We start from the raw sequence: 18,167 nt of genomic DNA on the forward strand, positions 1-18,167 counted from the left end.
TCCTTTTGTTGATTATGTTCTTGGCGAACAATCAACAGGATACGCCACCTAATTTATTTTTCACATACACCAGATTCGAGCATAACTCCTTTAAATCCTTTGGCTTCAAAAAATGGTTTTGCTGTGATGCTTACTTCAGAAACACCCTCTTTAGGTTCAAGTCATTTGCCTTCTTAAAGATTTCATTCGAGCTATTAAACACCTTCTTAGTTTTAATATCATATATTTTTGCTGTGCCATCCAAGCTTAAATAAAAACGATGGGTTGATGTAGGTTTTATGATAACTGCACGAAATATAATTCCTGGATAGACAAGTGATATCGAATATCCATCAAAGATGTTGGCAAATCACTGAAAACAGTAAGAGTAAAATTACTCTTTACTTTAAGCTCAGCTTTGATTAGTATTTTGATAAATGAACACTTATCAAAAAGGAAATTAATATGCCACGAGGCGGTAAGCGAGAAGGCTCTGGACGACCAAAGGGTAGTAACACCTACGGCGAGAGCACGCATCCATTGCGGATACCGGCCTCACGGTTAGAAGATGTAAAAGCCTTTCTGGCAACTGGCGTTACCAATTATGCGATGCCCTTGTTTTCAAGCACAGTACGAGCAGGTTCACCAACTTCTGCCGATGATTATATAGAAGATTATATCGATTTAAACACTCATTTTAGCAAACAACCAGGGAGTACATTTTTAGTGACTGCCTCTGGTGATTCCATGGTCAATGCCAATATTCAAGATGGCGACATGCTAGTTGTGAATAAAGATATAAAACCCACGCACGGTAAAATTGTAATCGCTTCTGTGGCCGGTGAGCTGACTGTTAAGCGATTGGCAATCCTACCAGGAAGGATTCATTTAGTTGCAGAAAATCCCAATTATTTACCCATTGTTGTTAATGATGAAACGAGTTTAGTCATTTTAGGTGTTGTTACTCATATTATTCATTCCGCCACTTAATTGTAAAACCAGGAGAAAATGTATGCTTACTCTATTAAAGAAAATTTTAAATGCTCCTGATCCAAAAAGGGAATTAAAAAACCGAACAAAGCGCGTAGTTAATTTAGACAGAATTCGAACTATTGATGAATAATTAAATTCAAGAATGTTGGAAGTAGGGACGTTAGTAGTAAATAGCCAAGGAGGGCATGATTTATAGATATCTTCCGTTAGACCAGCATTGCCGATCATGGATAACTACATCTTATACACAGAGTAGCTCCCCATCTTATTCATCACTCTTAATCGTTAGCTATTAAAACAACAGTCAGTCAATAACTGGCTTAGGAATTTATTTATTCAAAATTCTGATGTACGGGATAAGGTGGGCAAAATGTCACAATCAATGAAACAGATTTTACTTGTGGAGGATGAACTTGAAACGCGCTTAATCATTCATCTCATGTTACATCTACGGCAATTCGAGGTGGATTTTGCTGAAGATGGCCAAGCAGCAGTGAAAATGGCTAACAATAAAAAATATGATTATATTTTGATGGATATTGGGTTGCCTAAACTAAGTGGAATTGATGCTTGTATTGCTATAAGAAATAATGAAGCACAAAAAATGCAGCTAAAAGTAACACCCATAATTGCTATTTCTGAGCGTGTTCAACTTCCTGAGATTGAACAATGCCTTGAAGTAGGTATGAACGCTATTCTCCTCAAGCCAATACAACCCCAATGTTTTGAACGATTAATAACTTCTTTAGAGAAAGAATCTTCTTATTGAGAGGAGAGAGTAATTAGACTTTAGATTCAACTGAATAGTGCAACTTTAGACCGAGAAAAACATTAGGTTTTAAAACACCAACGATGTTATTTTTGTCCCATACAAATGATGAGAAAAGAGCGGTTGCATTAAAGAGTTGAATCCGCGCCTCCACAAGCTTCGATAAGTCTGATAAATATATTTAATCAGGCCAAAAGAAGTGGTAAGTCAACGTATAAATTATTTTAATATTAAAAGAGAAGACGATTTAACAGTGAAATCTGAGTACATCATAATAATCAACTCCGACAAAAGATATTAACTTAACACAATTATGGTACTTTAGTTGGATACTGAAAGTGAGATCTTATTAAAGCATTCCACTCAAGGAGAGAATCACATGAAACGTGTATTATTTGTCGGACAGAAACCGGAAACAGTGGATTTTTCCGACCCCGCTTTACCACCAGGCCTCAATGCAGAGAAAATCCATATTGGGATTGCAATTGGGATTAACAAATTGGAAGAACGCGGATGGCAAGCGGATGAATGTATGATCACACCCGACGAAAGGGGTTGCTCAACATTAGAGAGCCAGCTTACATCGACAAACTATGATTGCGTGGTCATTGGTGCTGGCATGCGACTACCATCTAAAGGATTAGTGATGTTTGAAAAGGTGATCAACCTTGTACATAAGGCTGCGCCCACTGCGGCGATTGCTTTCAATACGAGACCGGAGGACACCGCAGATGCGGCTGCAAGGTGGTTACAAGCAAATTGAGTATGTCATGAAACACGGATTGGTAAAAGAAGTTATCGATTGGCCTTACTCAAGTTTCCATCGGTATGTCAGTGAAGGTTTGTTACCGAAAAACTGGAGTAGAGAGTTCTCATGGTGTGATTTTGGTGAATGAGGGATAGGGAATTAAATTGAAATCCTGGTTGCACGCAACCAGGCTACGCTTGATCCCACTTTTACAGATAAATGCGGGCCGGTGAATTATAAAAGCGGGCCGCAACAATTATTGTTTGACTTTTCAACAAAAACCGCTAATTGATCCCCTATCATCCTTGTTCCATGCCTCTTTTATAAAAAACGCATTAATAGCAAAAGTTATGGGTCACTAACAGGTTTATTGAGCGCTTAGCCCCCACTGACTTTTGGAGATGTATCTGCAACGCAATCTTTGCTTGTGGGTTGAGATAAACTCATTTTTTTGAAAAACAGTATTCGATGGGGGGCAATTGACTTAAGATATTTAATTGCTATTTTCTCATTATTTTCAGCTTGGGCAGATAAAGGGTCTGGCTGATTGACCTGAATAGACTCTTGATTTTCTTTATCCTGCTCTGCTGCTTCTTGCTCTGCTGCTTCCTGGGGTGCAAAGCCTGCTTCTGCCGTGGGTAAATCGGGTTCTTTCTCACCAATCATCGTTGCCCATTGAGAATCCTGCATCCAGTCCTCCGGGATATTATTTTGGTCGAAGGGCTCGAAATATCCTGGAAGTTGGCCGTATGCATCTGTCATACGTGAATCAGCCTCTTCCTCAAAGTAGGCACTGTCTTCATCATCGGAATGTTCAAAAATAGCTGGGGGTTTAATCTTTTGTTTGACGTCTTTACTAAACAAAATGCAAGAGATGCGGTGCCACAATTGCTTTACCTCTTCGGGAACCTCAATATCGGTATTACAATGCATGTACTTATCAAAATCAAATAAAAATACATCACCTTCTTCCAAGTCCACATAAAAACCTTCATGGCAAGAATTAGAACTGTTGTTAGTACAAACAAGAACCCCTGGAAAGAAAGTATAGCCGCCTTTATAGGATTTAGTTGCTGGCCCCTCTTGAGCCGGGTTAGATGGGTAGATAACAAATAATGGATTTAACCCCTTTATTCGTTTTTGGTTTTTATCCGTATGAGTTGTAGTTTGCTTGTCGAAATTAGCTTCCATGGTCAACAGATGGCGTGAACCACTCAGGGTAAATGCTTTGGCATATCCCAGATCTTCACAACGCTGTTGGTACTGATTTGGTGCCCATTGCTGGTACAGTGAATCTGCAATTTCTACAATCGGCTTCATCTCAGTTTCGATATCAGGCCTGAATTCAGAAAATAGCGTGGGCCTTACTCGTGCCAAACTTGCGCCTACAATTCCAAAAGGCGCTGATCGGATGAACCGTTTTTGTTTCACATTGCTTTTTTCAACCTTGGATGACGCTCCAATTCTATTTAATGTGGTTTGAGTGATATCGGAAAGATCATTCCTAAGTTTATTGCTTATTAATTCGGGGGGGATAATGCCTCGACGATAAATACCAACTAATGTTCCTTTTTCGTCATAGAAGTTAGTGTCTTTATCAATTTTGAGTGAGTTAGGGAATGGGCTATTAATAGTTTCACCGGGCTTTATCGGTTTTTCTTTATTTTCAATTAAGGTGACTAAAGCAATATCAGTACCTTCCAAACCTTTCAAAGAATCATCGCTCTCACTGCTAACGTTCACCTGAGGCATAATGCGAAGCTTTTCAAATACCGTTTTTCTGGCGAGTTGATCGTAACTTGAGTTAAAGGCTGATTTTAATGATTTTGTAGTATTTTTATCAAAATTAAATCCCTGGAGAGACAAACTTTGTAAAATAACATCCCCTAATTGACTTCCTGTATGCATTCGCAAATAGATGTTACACAATAGGTGGTGTTGATATAAGTACATTAAATTTTGTACTGCAAGTGCCGGATTTGTTTTAGCCACTGGCATGACTTGCGACTCGATATAATTGCGCCTTTTAACAGGATCTTTGTAGAGTTCGCTTCTAGGTAAGCTATCCGCCATTTTTTTAACCGTAAATGGATAAGTAATATGGTGAGAGTAGGTGAACTTTCGTTTCAGTTCTTCTGGAAAGCCCCGTTTAATTTCTTTATGGGTATCGGCTCTTTTACCTATAGACGACACATGCTCCATGGAAAGGCGGCTGTAGTATCTCGCATTTTTTGCCAATATGATCTTTTGTTGCTCTTCCATTTCTGCGCTATTCGCCTTCTTCAACTCAATAAATTCAATTAAGTCAGGTGAAATGATTTTTCTTACTGTCGCGACCTTCTTAGTTTTTCCCTTGGTTTTTTCACTACTTTCTGCACAAACCGTTGGCGCAGAATCTGCATCAGTTGCCTTTTCCTTGCTTTTCTCTGAATCTGCAAGAGGCTTATTGTCCGTCTTTATTCTTTTAGCACGTCTTTTTGAATGGGCAGGGGTACTGGTAGTCGTGGCAGTCGAACTATCAGAAGGCTCTTTACGTTTGTTGGAGTTTTGCTGATCTGAGCGTGGTGCAAATACGTAAGCAGCAGGCGTGGGCGCGTAAGACGCAGGAATCGGGTTATTTTCAGGAGCCAATATTTGACGGCATTCGTCAAGACATGTATTGATAAAAGCGGGGTTACCCGTTCTTTTGATACTTCCCAACACAGAATACAATTTAATTTGCAGGTTTATAAACTCTTCGCTGAGAGGAATACTATCTGACAAGTATTCAGGTTGAACAGGATTAGGCCGGCTGGCAGGGGACTCATGCTTACTTTGCATTTTTAATTTACTCAAATGTCAATTTATATGTTTTTTATAAAATAAAGTAACAATAATACATGAAAGAAGGCACTCAGAAAATCATACAACCATTAAGATTATAAATTGGCCATTGTTTTTCATCCAGGATAAATGAATCTACGCTGCCAAGCTTCTTTCGACAGCTCCCATACTTCATGCTCTTTAAATCCAGGATCTACAAATTTAGCTGGTTCGGTATATAGCAGTCGAGCGCCCATTTTATCTTTAATTCGATGAGATCGGTTATTACCGACGGCATTGGTGAAAATCATTTTTTCAAACCCTAGAACGTCAAATGCGTAGTTTGTAATAGGAATTAAAGCTTCTGTCATAATACCTAGCCCCCAATATTTCTTGCCTAACCAAATCCACGGTTATCTGGATTAGCTATACGCCTCAGTTCAATAGCACCTATCAATTCGCCAGGGGATTTTTGGAGAAATAGACCCCATAGCCATCTTTCTTTACCTAAATAAGGAACGATTTCTTGGTTTAAATAATCCCGAACACCTTCAGCAGGGTATGGCCATGGCACAGAGGCAGTTAAATATCTTATGACCTCATAATCGATGAAATATTTTTCATAGTTTGCTAAATCAGCCTCAGTAACTTCACGAAGAATCAAGCGCTCAGTTTTAAAAGTTGGGATCATGTTGCTTTCCAATTAATGATGAGGATAAATTACGATAGAAAGTAGGCTTGGAATTTTTAAAACCTAACAACGTCTTCGATTGACCGCTAAACGCCAACAGCCAAAACGTCGCCAAGAGGAGCACTTGAGTATCTATAAGGATTCTCAAAGGCTACTATTTCCTCTTTTAGAAACATACATTTCAGAGTCAGCAAGAGCCATCATATCTCCAAGTGTTCGATGCTGTTTTGGATCATATTGGATAACACCCACACTGAATTGGATTGTATAATCTTTTGTTTTTGCAGATTTTAATGAATCTTTTAAGCGTTGAATAATACCAGAGACATCTTTTTGGTTTAGTCCGGAACAAAATACACAAAACTCGTCACCGCCTAAACGTGCAATTACATCATTATAGCGAAAATTTTGGAGAAGGCAGTTTGCGAAAATTTTTAATACCATGTCACCTTCTGCATGGCCGAATTGATCATTGATGGACTTAAATTGATCTAAATCAAAAAATAATAACGTGAAAAGCTGATTTCCACGTTGGCACTTTTGAAACAAATAGGACGCCAGCTTTAAAAATCCCCTACGGTTAGATAATCCGGTTAATTCATCAGTGATAGAGACTTGCAATTGCTCCAAATCCATTTCAACCATTTGAGCAAGATCGTAAATCACATTATGGTCGATTTCATTTCTTGCTCTGGGCTTATTATCAATTAAGCAAATCACACCTACATTGTATCCTTTGATTTTTAAAGGACAGCCTAAATAAAATCTGAAATGGGGTTTTCCCAGGACAAAAGGATTGTCATGAAATCGCTTATCTTTGGTTGCATCTTCAACTACCATGATTTCATCCGAAAGAATCACATGGCCACAGAATGACGTCTTTCTCTCGGCTTCTTTTATGTCAAACCCTTGGGTAGATTTCATCCATTGGCGCTCTGCTTCTAGAAATGAGATAACAGAAATGGGAACTTCAAAAAGCTTGCATGCAATACGTGTTATTCTATCGAAGCGTTCCTCTTGCTCAGTATCAAGTATTTTTAATTTATAGAGCGTAGCCAAGCGCCCGGCTTCATTTTCGGGTATGTCTGGAGGAATCATATTGTCTCGACAAATAAATGCAAAATATCCATATAAAACATTATAGTTGCACTTTCGGGTAGCGACAGAAAATGGGACAAAAATTTTATTAACAACTGGAAGATAAATGGGGCAGGCTTGAATCTTGTATTCAACGCTCAAAACTCAAGCACTGACCCTGACTTATCCCGTCAAATTTTGAAAAAAAAAAGATGTCAGTGGGATTCCACCATCATTGCATATCACGGGGAGCTACAACAATCCGAATAATTCCAGCAGGAGGACTATTTTTACCTCCCGCCGAGGCCCTGCCCCCATAGACTCTCTTAAGGGATCCCGTTTTGAGTTATTTCACCGACTGCTCTCCAGCTTCTGGCAGGAGTAGCATTAAAGCCCAGTGTCATTGGTTTTATTGATCAAAATGTTTAATTATGAAATAATATGAGTTTTTTATGATCTATTTGGTGTTTTAATTTCTGTTTTTTGCCACCTAACTAAGGTTACACCTTTTGGAGCAATTTTGTTAACAAAATTTAAATACGTAATCCTATGCAGTAGGCAATTGAAATTTTAGTCATAAGTGGAGAAAGCATGCAATTAAGTCGTGACGGCCAAACTCTTATTAGAGTTAGTGAGAGTGATATTGTCGATGGTTCTTGTCAAATTCCTGCCAGCATTACAGCCATTGGTAGTGCGGCATTTTATAGGTTTGTCAACCTGAAAACTCTAAGCCTTCCTGCTGGAATCACTGCTATTCATGCTGCAGCATTTCTCGAGTGTATCCACTTAAAAACGATAACCCTTCCTGTTGGGGTCACCGCAATTAGTGCTACAGCATTTGGGGAATGTAGGAGTTTGGAAGCGATAACACTTCCTGCTGGGGTTACGGCCATTGGTAGTGCGGCATTTTCCGGGTGTGTCAATTTAAAAACGCTAACACTTCCAGCTAGCGTCAAAAGCATTGGTGATATTGCATTTCTTCGATGCAACAGCTTGGCCCTAATTATCATCGCGAGCGATGATGAGACAGAGATAGCGCGAATAACTCACTTACTACCTCAAGAATTAAGAAGCAAAGTTATCTCCAAACGTTTATTTGATGAGGTTACTCACTTTCAGGAGCGGCAATTAGCCAGGCTTCTGTCCACACCCCAAACCAATCGTCTTTATCGTTTCTTTCATGATAATAACCTGTTTATGTCTAAACTTGTGGAAAAAAATGAAGCGGGACAAGCAATAAAGAAAGCGTGTATTAAGTTGCCAGACGATATATTTTGGCATATCAATGAGCAGGGAGGTGTTGCTAATCCTTATTACCAACAGGCACAAGTTGCTATTAAGCGCGAACCCCTACCTAAAACAACACAGGAGTTTGAGCGCTATAAAGAGCGCCTAGACGAGCTGGTCACGCAATACATTGTAAAGGCCATGGAACAGGCACAGCGTTTCAGTATGCCTAAAACGCCTAGAGTCGCTAACGAAGAGGTTACTGTGAGCGCTCCTGCCGTTTGATTAAGTTATGGGGGACGCGTGAAAGATTAGCATTACCTTAAACAAGGGTCTGGCCTACTGCAAAAGGTGGTTTAAATTTGGCGCTCGCACAAATGGGGGCAGGGCTTGAATCGTATATTCAACAATCAAAATTTAAGCCCTGCCCCCTATGACACATGCTTGTACAACGAATTTTTTATGTTTTTTTAGTTGTATCTGCTGGCCTTAAACAATAGGGTGGAGGGTTTGGATTAGTTGTTGAACAATTCCCTCCGGCCACTTTATTTAATTCCTCAGTGGATAGTTTTTTACCTTGTTTGAGAGGTTTTTTTGACTTGAGTAATTTTCTATTCATAGCAAACTCCGCACGGCAGATCAAAGACAATTTTCAGTTGGTACTGTATAATTTTAGTACATATAGGTGTCTTTCACATTCTTGGCTTGGCATAACGCATGCGACCAGGCCAGATTTATCTTCATCGAGGGAAGTAGTTTGAGGGAAAACTCTATATACAACAGGGGCTTGGCTTGAATCTTGTATTTAACCACCACCACTCAACCCAAATGGGCTAAACTGGAAAAACGCTCATGGGGAAGTGTAACTTATTCTTTGATCTGGCCTATTTGGCAGAAAACTTGATCTTAATGGCATTCTTTGTATGCCCATTAGAGGGCTGGCTTTAGATCTTTTCTAAGATAAATTCTATCATGGCCTAATAAATAATTGTCCAGACGTCCTATGACAAGGAATCCCTGCTTAATATAAAAGTCCTCTGCTTGAAATTCATAGGTATCAACAAATATTTTCAGAATATTTTTGCTCAAGGCTTGCTCGATAACCTTGTTAATTAAATGAGAACCTATACGGTTTTTACGATATTTTTCATCTACCCATAAGATATCAATATACAACGCATCACTGTGCTCCCATACAGTGGCACCTCCTATCATATCCCCTTGTTTGTTTTTAGCTAAAATACTAAATTGGCTAGCCTGTTCATTGAGGATTCTGGAATTAAATTCCAGTATTTTCTCTCTTAAAAGGGAGTTATCCCTAGCGTTAGGACTGTTATCAACGATGTAATTAATACTATTCATTATAATGCTCGTTTATATGAGATCCTGATATCCTATGAATGGGTCAAGGCCGGAATTTTGATTTTCTAATTGATGTAAAACTGGGGCAGGGTTGGAATCTTCGCTCAATATTCTGCTATAAAAATTCAATGTCGCTTCGCCAGTTTGAATGGAGTGGCTCATCAAATGTGCTCTTTCTACATCCCTAAAGAGGTTTCATATTATCGAATAATAAGAAATACTCAAGCTTGCAGAAAGTCACTGATAAACAGGGTATTCACTTAGCCCGGGACTTAAGTGGAAATGTGTCCATGAAAAAAATTTTTCGTTATGCCAAACTCAGTCAGGGCGGCCATAGAAAGTCTTAAACCATTGATTAGCTAACTGGGGAAGTAAGATGAGATTTATATGTAATATAGATAAAACAGATCGCATAAACCGGGCAATAATTGGTTTAGCACTGTGTATTGCGGCACTGTTTGGAATGGGAAAGTATTTTTATATTGCATTAGGACTGGTATTGATCATAGAGGGCGTTGTTGGTTGGTGCTCTATCCCCTATGTGCTGGCTAAGGTCAAGCGACTGTTCTAAAGACAATTAAAAGAACGATCTCTTGCTGGTCTTGAGGCTGCTCGGGGTCGGCAAGGCGGTAGATCAGAAAAATTTACTGATGAGCAGAAGAGGCTAGTCAAAAACCTCGTAGTCTCGCAGTTAATAAAAAACATTCCATGCAATTGCTGTGTGCTTGGAAAAATGATCAAATTGATATTTCTAACTTAGAGCTTGTATTTCTACCATAGACGAACTTGTGATTCCCAGGCGACTAGCAGCAGCATAAGAAAGATCTATAAGTCGCGTACTGTAAAAGGGGCCGCGATCATTAATACGAACTACGACTGTTCGTCCATTTTTTAGATTCCTGACTCGTAGTCGGGTATTAAATGGAAGCGTAGGATGTGCTGCTGTCATAGAATACATATTGTATCGCTCTCCATTAGATGTCTTACGATGATGGAAGCGTTTACCATAAAACGTAGCGAGTCCTCGTGCTTTATACCCTTTTGCAGATCTAAGAGGTGTATATACTTTACCCCTAACTTTATAAGAAGCTGGTTCATGTGCTTGATGCTTTGTTTTCATACAGGCGGTTAAACTGAGTAGCAATCCTGTAATGACAAAACAGTGCATAGTTTTAATGGCTATTCTCATGTTTATTCCTAAATACCAAATGAGCTTTGAAAAATAACATATTGATTAAAATCTGGCGACCTATTCATTCAATCCGGCCTAGTGTAATGAAAAAAGAGTGCCTATACAAACAACCACAGCGCGCAATTCCCTGCGTTTTTCAAAAGCAAAAAATCAAAATAAGCGGCCAATGAACTGGATAGTTAACGACCATTAAAATTATAACCAGTGTTAATGATCGGTATTTGGTAATTCATCAAATCGTTTTAAATCAGCTAACCCATCTTCCCAAGCGGAACGACTGGCAAAATAAATATGGGCTGTTGGCTCCAGGGAACTATCGCTATCCAGTGTTCCTGCAGGTAAAACCACATGAGAGTTCTCTTCCTGTCGAGGAAGTGGGCTTCCACAAATAGTGCAAAATGCACGTTGCTTTCTTGTTCCCTTCAACGCGAAATAAGTAATATTATTCTGACCCCTTTCCCATGCTAATAGAGCATTGCTAAAGAAAACATTGGCCCCATGGATGGTACCAGTTTCTTTTCTACATCGACTACAGTGACATAAAAACATCGCGGTTGGTTTCTCTCCGGTAATGACGTACCGACAAGAGCCACATAAACATTCACCTGAATATTGATTCATTATAGAAACTCCTAAATTCCTAAATTCTCAAGCACGAAATTCCATTGAGTATACTTCTCTAAAAGTTAAAAAATATAGAAACGTGAGCGCATTATGCGTTTCATATTAAATGAGAAGATGGATTTTTCTGATTATTATTTTTTCAACTGAAGAAAAATTGATCTATTATTAAAAAGTACCTTCTTTGCTATAGGACAAAATCATGAAAGAGTCTCCAAGAAAACCCTCTAAAAATAAGAAAATCGTTAAAAATGAGGATTTAAAAAATATTTCTGGAGGTGGTTTAAAAGATGCATTCAATCCACCGAGAAACAACGATGATTTGCCCGATCCCGCTGAGGAGATTCGTCGTATACTTAATGAGAAACTTAACCGTTAGTCGCATGAATTATTTTAAATGGGCAACAGCAAATTCCGACCATCACAGCATCATGGTCAAGGTTTGATTTTTGTATTTAACCATCAAAATTCACACCTTGACCCTCATAGTACTCTAAATCATGATAACTTATGCCGTTTACAATACCACCGCACATATAGCAAAATGAGAACTCCATAAAGGTGACGGCATTTGAAATCGATTGGATTTTAGATATTTACTGCCCTATAAAAGATGAGCATTATAGCCTAATCTTTATTTTTGCAACGCAGCCCGAAATAATACCGGGGAAATGGATTTTATCAATGCGAAAACTCGTTAAAATAACCATTGCATTAGTTATTTTGTTTTTTTTAAACAATGCTTATACAGGTATCCCATTATGGACTGTTATACCTGATCCCAATTACCCGACCAGTCTCTATCTTACTCCTATGGGTAAGGCAAATGTCGTATATACCGTCACCAACAAATCACACAAAACACATACTTTGGCGATGCAACCCATTCGAGGGGTAACTCAAATTACCTCAGGGGATAATTGTTCGAGTGTATTTACTTTAGCGTATCAAAAATCTTGTACACTGAGCTTATCAATTAATGGCAATCTTTTGACAGGCGATATACACGGCGGACCTGTTGTTTGTGAGCAGGGAGGTACATTTGAGTGCTATCAACCAAGTTTTCCCAATATCTTGAATATTATCTTTATCCCTATTGCACGATATCTAATTACGCCTATAGCAGGTGTAAATGGGGCAATTAATCCTGATAATCCGCAGACAGTACTCGCTGGAAGTAGCTTAACGTTTACTGCCAGGCCAAACTCCGGATATCAGGTTGATCAATGGTTGGTAGATGGTGGTATAGCTCAAAAGGGAGGAAGTACTTTTACCCTGGCGCAGATTGATACCAATCATACCGTAGAAGCTACCTTTACCCGAAGCGGCACAATCTTTGTTGGCACAGCAGGTGGAGAAGTTTATTTTTCAATAAATAATGGCTTAAATTGGAATACGACAACAACGCCTTCACCTGGATTTTCAGTGAATAGTGTCTTTGCAACACCGACTACACTTTATGCAGGTAGTGCAGATGGTAAAGTCTACTACTCAACTAATAATGGCGTTACGTGGAATGCAACTGCAGCCGTTCCAGGTGGAACAGAGGTAAACAGTGTTTTTATTACGTCCATCGGCAATGTCTTAACTATTTATACCGGAACCCAAGACGGGCATGTTTATTATTCTATTGATGGAATAACCTGGAATGCAACAACAAATCCGGGGGCTGGCGCAGTCAATAGCCTTTTTATTACACCTGCAAATACGCTCTATGCAGGAAGTAATGACGGTAATGCTTATTATTCTACCGATAACGGTACTAATTGGATTCAAATTATAGGGCCTGAATCCAACTTGGCTGTCCCCATCCAAAATATTTTTGCGGTCAATAACCAGCTGTATGTCAATATTCGCAAAATTTCATCCAACAGTACCTTACCAGCCGGAACGGTTGATTTTGAATACACCTACACCAGTAATAGTTTGACGAATACCAACCCTACATGGAATTTATTATCGCAAATAACGTACACCTTATTTGTCAATGCAGATGCCAGTGCAATTTATGCTGGCACGCAAGATGGCTATATATTCTCATTAACCACAGGCGATGAGCTGGGATTTATTACCTATAGCCCTATCTCCAGCTTATTTTTTATAAGTTAATCCAGGGAACTCTTTCATGACAAAACTTAAATTTTTGTTGCCATTGGGGTTTATTGTTATGACTTCCTTTGCGGCTCAAACAACGACTTTAGTCAGTTTACCTAACCCTGGGGCACAGTTACTTAATCAAGCCCGCTTAATTAAGGAGGCCGCAGCAGACACTCAATTCTCATTTAATGTCTGGTTAAAATTACGTAACAAACAAGACCTGGATCAATTGGTTCAGGATGTTTATGATCCTAAGAGTCCACGTTACCAGCAGTTTTTAACGCGCGCTCTTTTTGAAGAAAAATTTGCACCCGACCAAGAAGCAGAAGAAAAGGTATCTCATTTTTTTCTGAATCATGGGATGCAGGCCAACATAGTGAATCACAGTATTCGTGTCACTGGTTCTGCGGCACAAATTGAACAGGCCTTGCATGTGCAAATGAACTACTATCGCTATAAAAATAAAGTTTTTCACGCCAATGCAGGTACCCCGAGACTAATGCCTGAGATTGCTCAATATGTGGCTGAAATTACAGGACTAAATACCATACCCGAATTTCAGGAAAACATCGGTCATGCTAAAGCGGAAACTCAAAGTACAACTCATGATTTAAATTTCCTCGAGAATAATTTCATCCCTACCGCACTCCCTACTACTATTTCCTTACAGGGATTTTCTGGTGCCAATCTACGAAAAACGTATAACTTAAGTAATATTCCTAAAATTAATGGAGTACGTTTAAATGGCTTGGGACAAACCTTAGTCATTGTCGATAAATGTGGTACCAATGGGCCCGCACAAATCTTAAGTGATGCGAATCAGTATTTTAAGATGAATGGCATCGCCCCTTTTATTATTTCAGGTCCTGCAAAAAATTTTGCAATCGTGAACCCTGATGGAAGTCCCTTTACAAATTGTCCAAATGCATCATCTTTCAGTAGAGAGATTGTTCTCGATATTGAAGCGTCACATACCATCGCCTCAGGAGATAATACCGTTTTGGTTTTAGGTACTGACCAGCGAACTACGTTAATGGATGTCATTAATACGTTAATACAGAATAATTATACTATTGCCGGTTTTACCAATGCGTATGTGATATCGAATAGTTGGAGCAGCCCTGAAAGCTTTGATGCGGCACTTGAATCAAGTTTACAGCTTGCTGCCGCTGCGGGAATTAGTATTAACTTTTCTTCAGGTGACTGTGGTGATAATACCTATACCAACGCAGGAAAATGCAATGGCTCGCCGCCTTTAGTAACTGTCAATTATCCGTCAAGTTCAGCCTATGTTACAGCAGTTGGCGCAACAGCCTTGTTTGTCGACAATAATTACAATTATGCGTTTGAAACCGTTTGGGGAACTGTGGAATCAGTCGGTGGGGTATTATCATACACTGGAGGAACAGGTGGCGGAATTAGTCAATTTTATGGGCCAGTTCCCTGGCAAAGTTCGATTAGCAGTTTTACCGCAGGAGGTTATGGCATTATAAATAATTTTGGTAACCGCCGTGCTTTGCCAGATGTTGCCATGCTAGGTGATCCTCGTACAGGCTTATTGATTATTGCTAATGGGACACAAGTACAAGATGGCGGTACCAGTCTGGCTTGTCCCTTATTCTCGGCAACGCTGGTATTAGTGAATCAGGCACGCAGCCTTCTCAATAAGGCCACACCAATTGGCCAGGCAGCACCTTACTTATATCAGCAAAATAATCTTTTATTAGCCAATAGGGCAATTAATCTTATTATTCCACCGAGCATAATGATTAATGGAGCCACCCAACCCCCTTCAACATTAATAGATAATACGCCCGCTCCCGCTTCGTCATTTACAATCGGTAATGTGACCTTTGGTTGGGATTCGTCTCTAACACTTGAGCCAGAAAATCAATTTTGGAATGATGGCGTAGGAGTGGGCTCGCCGAATATCCCTAATTTTGTAATGGCAATGGCCAATATGTAATGGATTGATAATGTAGGGAGGGCTTGAATTTTGTATTAACCATCAAAACCAAAGTCCTGTCCCCATCGTTTTGAAAAGCATGCAGCAACCTTCCAAATGTGAAGTATATATAACGATAAAATTACCGATGTGATACGGTGTTCCGGGCTTGGGAGTAACAAAATAGGTTGGGTGATAAGGTCGGGCACAGGACCCGACCGATACTGCATCAAGCAAGAATGGCCGTTTGCAGAGTTGGGCCTTCGTCTACGCTGCTTTTTTCTTTCATTACTGGCGCATACAGTAATGAGTAACGGCAGCGCAAAAATCGAGTAGTACGAGAGCCTGGGTTCTCTAACTCAGTATGGGTAAGTTCTTCCTCTTGTGAAGGATTTGATAAGTCCTTAAACACCCTTACTTCCTCATTAAACGCATTTAAAAACTTTAAAAAATTAGCAGAAAATTGACAGCCATCTGACAATTGACTAATTTTTTCCAGTTCCGCCATGATGAGGCTAATTTGCTCAGGATCACCATTCTTGTCATTGAATCTTGCTGCACAAGCAAATTCAACTTTGAGTTTATATAGTCTTGCATAAAGCTTGCTTTCCAAATGCTGCATTTTAATGTGCTTGAAATCCAGGGCTTCAAGTTTTTCAATCAGCACATTGGCACGCTTTAACAAGGAGGTATTTTTTTCGTTGTTCGAAAACCCTTTCAATGTATCAACCAATGCCTCTTTTTCTCGCTCTAATTTTTCAAGCTCGCGGTTCTCCTTTTCCCAATCAATGACATAATTCTCGTCCATTTCAAACGCTTCCTGATTTCTATCCTTTAGAAAACCTGAAACATTATTGAGCACGGAGTCAGTAAGGGCTTTAATGGTATCTTGCAGTAGTTGCTGACGCATGTTGGGTTGATTAGTGGCGCTTGCACTATTAAGCACTTTGCCAAATTTAACGGGTTTTGCCGGTTTTAATTCGTTATTGACAGGCTCTAACAATTGACTTCTTTCATAACCGTCGTCGGAATCATAAGGGGCAACGGGCGTTTTCAACCTTTCTCTTAACAAGTCATTAAGTGGCGCGTCAATTTCTTCTGATAGGCGGAAAGTGCTGCGATCATCTTGCAATCGCTTGAAAATGTGCATTATTTTCCGTCCGCCGCCTGTCCTCCTGGTCATTTCTTCGCGCTTCTCATCTTTGCTTTTTAAATCAGATACGGTTTTATTACCATCTTCCAGGAACGTGACATCGCGCTGTATTAGAGGCATGGCAGGAATGACTGCTTGTTGGGCATTGAATATTGGTTTTAAGGCCTGACTGACAAGTAACTCGTTAGACATTTTGTCCAGGGCGTCCTGACATTCCGGTGATAAACTGGCAAACGTTTTCTTTAAACGGCCAATTTCGCTGCGTGAAAAAACGGATAAAATAGCATGGCAACCGGAGTAATCTTTGAGCTCGTCAAATAGATAATGAGCGACCCAAATCCAGCGCTCTATGATAATGGCTCTTTCTTCAATTGAATTGGCATCCAAAATAAGCCTTCCCACATAATCAGCCAAATTATTGTACTGGGCAGTATTGGCCATAATGCTGGGAGAACTCTTGAAAGCCCAGGGAGAAAATAATTCCGACGCTCGAATGTTTAAAAACAATTCTTGATCAATCCTTGCGATGGTTTGCGCGTAACGTATGATAATTTGCTTATTTAAATTTCCGACTTTGGCTGCAAAAATAGGGTTTGTTCTGATTTTGCTTTTCACTGCGGGATTCATAAGAAAGTCATTAAACGCTTGAAGGTCTAAGTTATTTGCCTTGAATCGGCTGATTAACTTTTTAAGGAGCTCAGCGGGATTTTGTTCGGCCTTGATTTGTTTCCTCTTGGTGCCTATTTGATCAAATAGAGGCTTGCAATCTGGCGGTGCGACCTGGAAGGTCCCAACAAAACCCTTATTAAATTTTTCAAAACTTTCCTTGCCCTTTGGGGTGTACTTGGCTTGCTTTAATGTATTGTAGGTTTCAGCCATTTCTTTATACATGGCCTCGAGTGCTATCTGTTCTTTTTTAACTCGTTTTTGCAGACTATCTAAATCGTCCAGGCCAGAAATTTCGGGAAGTTTTTTGCTGAGGTATGCGGTTAGACTCTCGTATTTTTCCAGGTACTTTGCCTGGTATTCAGAAAGTGCATTAATAAATCGTTTCATTTGCGTTTTCTTCATCGGCTACCTCTTATTTTTGTAGTTAAAACTTAATGTATAGTTGTATAGTAAGGTATGGCATGCTCCCTTGCAAAAAATCAGGTTGAATTATACTTGATTAATTTATAAAGGGTATCTGTCCATGCGAGAATAAAATATTATTTTGGTTTTCTAAATTTCTTTTCCTAAAACTGGGCAAAGGGAATAGCGCGACTTGCAGCAAAAATCTTTCGAAATTAGAGACTTATCAGGTGACAATTGAGAGCAAATGCGAGCAGGGTTTAGGCTATTCATACCTTTAAATCGCTTTAAAAAGCTGGATCTGGAATCATAAGGAATTGAAATAAAAGCAATAAATTTTATTCGCCAAATAATGCTTGGGGTAAAATAAATGAAATTTGGTTGAGGATAGATAATATTTTCAACTTATCTTGTCCACTTATCTGCAGTTCTTCCACATA

At 39.4% G+C, this 18,167-nt stretch carries 18 protein-coding genes; 9 read left to right on the forward strand and 9 right to left on the reverse strand.

All coding sequences use genetic code 11. From position 1 onward, the window contains the following. The first annotated feature begins 444 nt into the window (after window positions 1-444). The 4 genes from Lfee_RS03315 to Lfee_RS17755 all read left to right on the forward strand — a co-directional run bounded on the left by Lfee_RS03315 (window position 445) and on the right by Lfee_RS17755 (window position 2,637). Window positions 445-969 (forward strand): LexA family protein, encoded by a 525-nt coding sequence (locus Lfee_RS03315; protein ID WP_058443873.1) that lies wholly within the window; start codon window positions 445-447, stop codon window positions 967-969. Window positions 970-1,342: 373 nt separating this feature from the next. Continuing rightward, entirely contained in the window at window positions 1,343-1,741 is a 399-nt protein-coding gene (locus Lfee_RS03320) for a response regulator (protein WP_058443874.1), read from the forward strand. A gap of 379 nt (window positions 1,742-2,120) precedes the next feature. Then, window positions 2,121-2,504 carry a hypothetical protein gene (locus tag Lfee_RS03325; RefSeq protein WP_058443875.1) on the forward strand — a complete coding sequence of 128 codons (384 nt, stop codon included), beginning with the start codon at window positions 2,121-2,123 and terminating at the stop codon, window positions 2,502-2,504. Window positions 2,505-2,511: 7 nt separating this feature from the next. After that, window positions 2,512-2,637: a hypothetical protein gene (locus Lfee_RS17755; protein ID WP_256593745.1), complete on the forward strand. Its 126-nt coding sequence runs from the start codon at window positions 2,512-2,514 to the stop codon at window positions 2,635-2,637. 230 nt (window positions 2,638-2,867) lie between these two features. Here the strand turns inward: Lfee_RS17755 and Lfee_RS03330 are convergent, their stop codons facing one another. The 4 genes from Lfee_RS03330 to Lfee_RS03345 all read right to left on the reverse strand — a co-directional run bounded on the left by Lfee_RS03330 (window position 2,868) and on the right by Lfee_RS03345 (window position 7,221). Then, entirely contained in the window at window positions 2,868-5,309 is a 2,442-nt protein-coding gene (locus Lfee_RS03330; RefSeq protein WP_058443876.1) for a hypothetical protein, read from the reverse strand. 119 nt (window positions 5,310-5,428) lie between these two features. Then, on the reverse strand, window positions 5,429-5,662 hold the full coding sequence (locus Lfee_RS17760; protein ID WP_058443877.1) for a GNAT family N-acetyltransferase: 234 nt from the start codon (window positions 5,660-5,662) through the stop codon (window positions 5,429-5,431). A gap of 26 nt (window positions 5,663-5,688) precedes the next feature. Beyond that, entirely contained in the window at window positions 5,689-5,982 is a 294-nt protein-coding gene (locus Lfee_RS17765) for a GNAT family N-acetyltransferase (RefSeq protein WP_058443878.1), read from the reverse strand. A 144-nt stretch (window positions 5,983-6,126) separates the two neighbouring features. Then, entirely contained in the window at window positions 6,127-7,221 is a 1,095-nt protein-coding gene (locus Lfee_RS03345; RefSeq protein ID WP_238584856.1) for a sensor domain-containing diguanylate cyclase, read from the reverse strand. 429 nt (window positions 7,222-7,650) lie between these two features. Here Lfee_RS03345 and Lfee_RS03350 point away from each other — a divergent pair, with 429 nt between their 5' ends. Beyond that, window positions 7,651-8,571, forward strand: coding sequence for a leucine-rich repeat domain-containing protein (locus Lfee_RS03350; RefSeq protein WP_058443880.1), 921 nt, complete (start codon window positions 7,651-7,653; stop codon window positions 8,569-8,571). 175 nt (window positions 8,572-8,746) lie between these two features. Here the strand turns inward: Lfee_RS03350 and Lfee_RS16890 are convergent, their stop codons facing one another. After that, the gene (locus Lfee_RS16890; protein WP_156413355.1) at window positions 8,747-8,905 is read right to left on the reverse strand and encodes a hypothetical protein; all 159 of its coding nucleotides are present in this window, start codon (window positions 8,903-8,905) and stop codon (window positions 8,747-8,749) included. A 311-nt stretch (window positions 8,906-9,216) separates the two neighbouring features. Then, window positions 9,217-9,648, reverse strand: coding sequence for a GNAT family N-acetyltransferase (locus Lfee_RS03355; protein WP_058443881.1), 432 nt, complete (start codon window positions 9,646-9,648; stop codon window positions 9,217-9,219). A gap of 376 nt (window positions 9,649-10,024) precedes the next feature. On the opposite strand from Lfee_RS03355, the gene Lfee_RS03360 reads away from it, so the two are divergent. Next, window positions 10,025-10,219 carry a YgaP family membrane protein gene (locus tag Lfee_RS03360; RefSeq protein ID WP_058443882.1) on the forward strand — a complete coding sequence of 65 codons (195 nt, stop codon included), beginning with the start codon at window positions 10,025-10,027 and terminating at the stop codon, window positions 10,217-10,219. A gap of 180 nt (window positions 10,220-10,399) precedes the next feature. Here Lfee_RS03360 and Lfee_RS03365 read toward each other — a convergent pair whose 3' ends face one another. Both Lfee_RS03365 and Lfee_RS03370 read right to left on the reverse strand, forming a co-directional pair. After that, window positions 10,400-10,837, reverse strand: coding sequence for a septal ring lytic transglycosylase RlpA family protein (locus Lfee_RS03365; RefSeq protein ID WP_058443883.1), 438 nt, complete (start codon window positions 10,835-10,837; stop codon window positions 10,400-10,402). Window positions 10,838-11,047: 210 nt separating this feature from the next. Then, entirely contained in the window at window positions 11,048-11,461 is a 414-nt protein-coding gene (locus Lfee_RS03370) for a GFA family protein (protein ID WP_058443884.1), read from the reverse strand. A gap of 202 nt (window positions 11,462-11,663) precedes the next feature. Here Lfee_RS03370 and Lfee_RS16895 point away from each other — a divergent pair, with 202 nt between their 5' ends. The 3 genes from Lfee_RS16895 (at window position 11,664) to Lfee_RS03380 (ending at window position 15,524) form a co-directional block, all read left to right on the forward strand. After that, window positions 11,664-11,840, forward strand: coding sequence for a hypothetical protein (locus Lfee_RS16895; protein ID WP_156413356.1), 177 nt, complete (start codon window positions 11,664-11,666; stop codon window positions 11,838-11,840). Between the two features lie 305 nt (window positions 11,841-12,145). Next, window positions 12,146-13,570: an InlB B-repeat-containing protein gene (locus Lfee_RS03375; RefSeq protein ID WP_058443941.1), complete on the forward strand. Its 1,425-nt coding sequence runs from the start codon at window positions 12,146-12,148 to the stop codon at window positions 13,568-13,570. A 16-nt stretch (window positions 13,571-13,586) separates the two neighbouring features. After that, on the forward strand, window positions 13,587-15,524 hold the full coding sequence (locus Lfee_RS03380; RefSeq protein ID WP_058443885.1) for a S53 family peptidase: 1,938 nt from the start codon (window positions 13,587-13,589) through the stop codon (window positions 15,522-15,524). Window positions 15,525-15,732: 208 nt separating this feature from the next. On the opposite strand, the gene Lfee_RS03385 is transcribed toward Lfee_RS03380, so the two are convergent. Then, window positions 15,733-17,727: a RasGEF domain-containing protein gene (locus tag Lfee_RS03385; RefSeq protein WP_058443886.1), complete on the reverse strand. Its 1,995-nt coding sequence runs from the start codon at window positions 17,725-17,727 to the stop codon at window positions 15,733-15,735. Between the last annotated feature and the right edge of the window lie 440 nt (window positions 17,728-18,167).

The organism is Legionella feeleii, from assembly GCF_001467625.1.
Taxonomy (GTDB): Bacteria; Pseudomonadota; Gammaproteobacteria; order Legionellales; family Legionellaceae; genus Tatlockia; species Tatlockia feeleii.

Coding starts and splice junctions, on each gene's coding strand:
- Lfee_RS03315 (WP_058443873.1), top strand. CDS start 445: ATGCCACGAGGCGGTAAGCGAGAAGGCTCTGGACGACCAAAGGGTAGT.
- Lfee_RS03320 (WP_058443874.1), top strand. CDS start 1,343: ATGTCACAATCAATGAAACAGATTTTACTTGTGGAGGATGAACTTGAA.
- Lfee_RS03325 (WP_058443875.1), top strand. CDS start 2,121: ATGAAACGTGTATTATTTGTCGGACAGAAACCGGAAACAGTGGATTTT.
- Lfee_RS17755 (WP_256593745.1), top strand. CDS start 2,512: ATGAAACACGGATTGGTAAAAGAAGTTATCGATTGGCCTTACTCAAGT.
- Lfee_RS03330 (WP_058443876.1), bottom strand. CDS start 5,309: ATGCAAAGTAAGCATGAGTCCCCTGCCAGCCGGCCTAATCCTGTTCAA.
- Lfee_RS17760 (WP_058443877.1), bottom strand. CDS start 5,662: ATGACAGAAGCTTTAATTCCTATTACAAACTACGCATTTGACGTTCTA.
- Lfee_RS17765 (WP_058443878.1), bottom strand. CDS start 5,982: ATGATCCCAACTTTTAAAACTGAGCGCTTGATTCTTCGTGAAGTTACT.
- Lfee_RS03350 (WP_058443880.1), top strand. CDS start 7,651: ATGCAATTAAGTCGTGACGGCCAAACTCTTATTAGAGTTAGTGAGAGT.
- Lfee_RS16890 (WP_156413355.1), bottom strand. CDS start 8,905: ATGAATAGAAAATTACTCAAGTCAAAAAAACCTCTCAAACAAGGTAAA.
- Lfee_RS03355 (WP_058443881.1), bottom strand. CDS start 9,648: ATGAATAGTATTAATTACATCGTTGATAACAGTCCTAACGCTAGGGAT.
- Lfee_RS03360 (WP_058443882.1), top strand. CDS start 10,025: ATGAGATTTATATGTAATATAGATAAAACAGATCGCATAAACCGGGCA.
- Lfee_RS03365 (WP_058443883.1), bottom strand. CDS start 10,837: ATGAGAATAGCCATTAAAACTATGCACTGTTTTGTCATTACAGGATTG.
- Lfee_RS03370 (WP_058443884.1), bottom strand. CDS start 11,461: ATGAATCAATATTCAGGTGAATGTTTATGTGGCTCTTGTCGGTACGTC.
- Lfee_RS16895 (WP_156413356.1), top strand. CDS start 11,664: ATGAAAGAGTCTCCAAGAAAACCCTCTAAAAATAAGAAAATCGTTAAA.
- Lfee_RS03375 (WP_058443941.1), top strand. CDS start 12,146: ATGCGAAAACTCGTTAAAATAACCATTGCATTAGTTATTTTGTTTTTT.
- Lfee_RS03380 (WP_058443885.1), top strand. CDS start 13,587: ATGACAAAACTTAAATTTTTGTTGCCATTGGGGTTTATTGTTATGACT.
- Lfee_RS03385 (WP_058443886.1), bottom strand. CDS start 17,727: ATGAAGAAAACGCAAATGAAACGATTTATTAATGCACTTTCTGAATAC.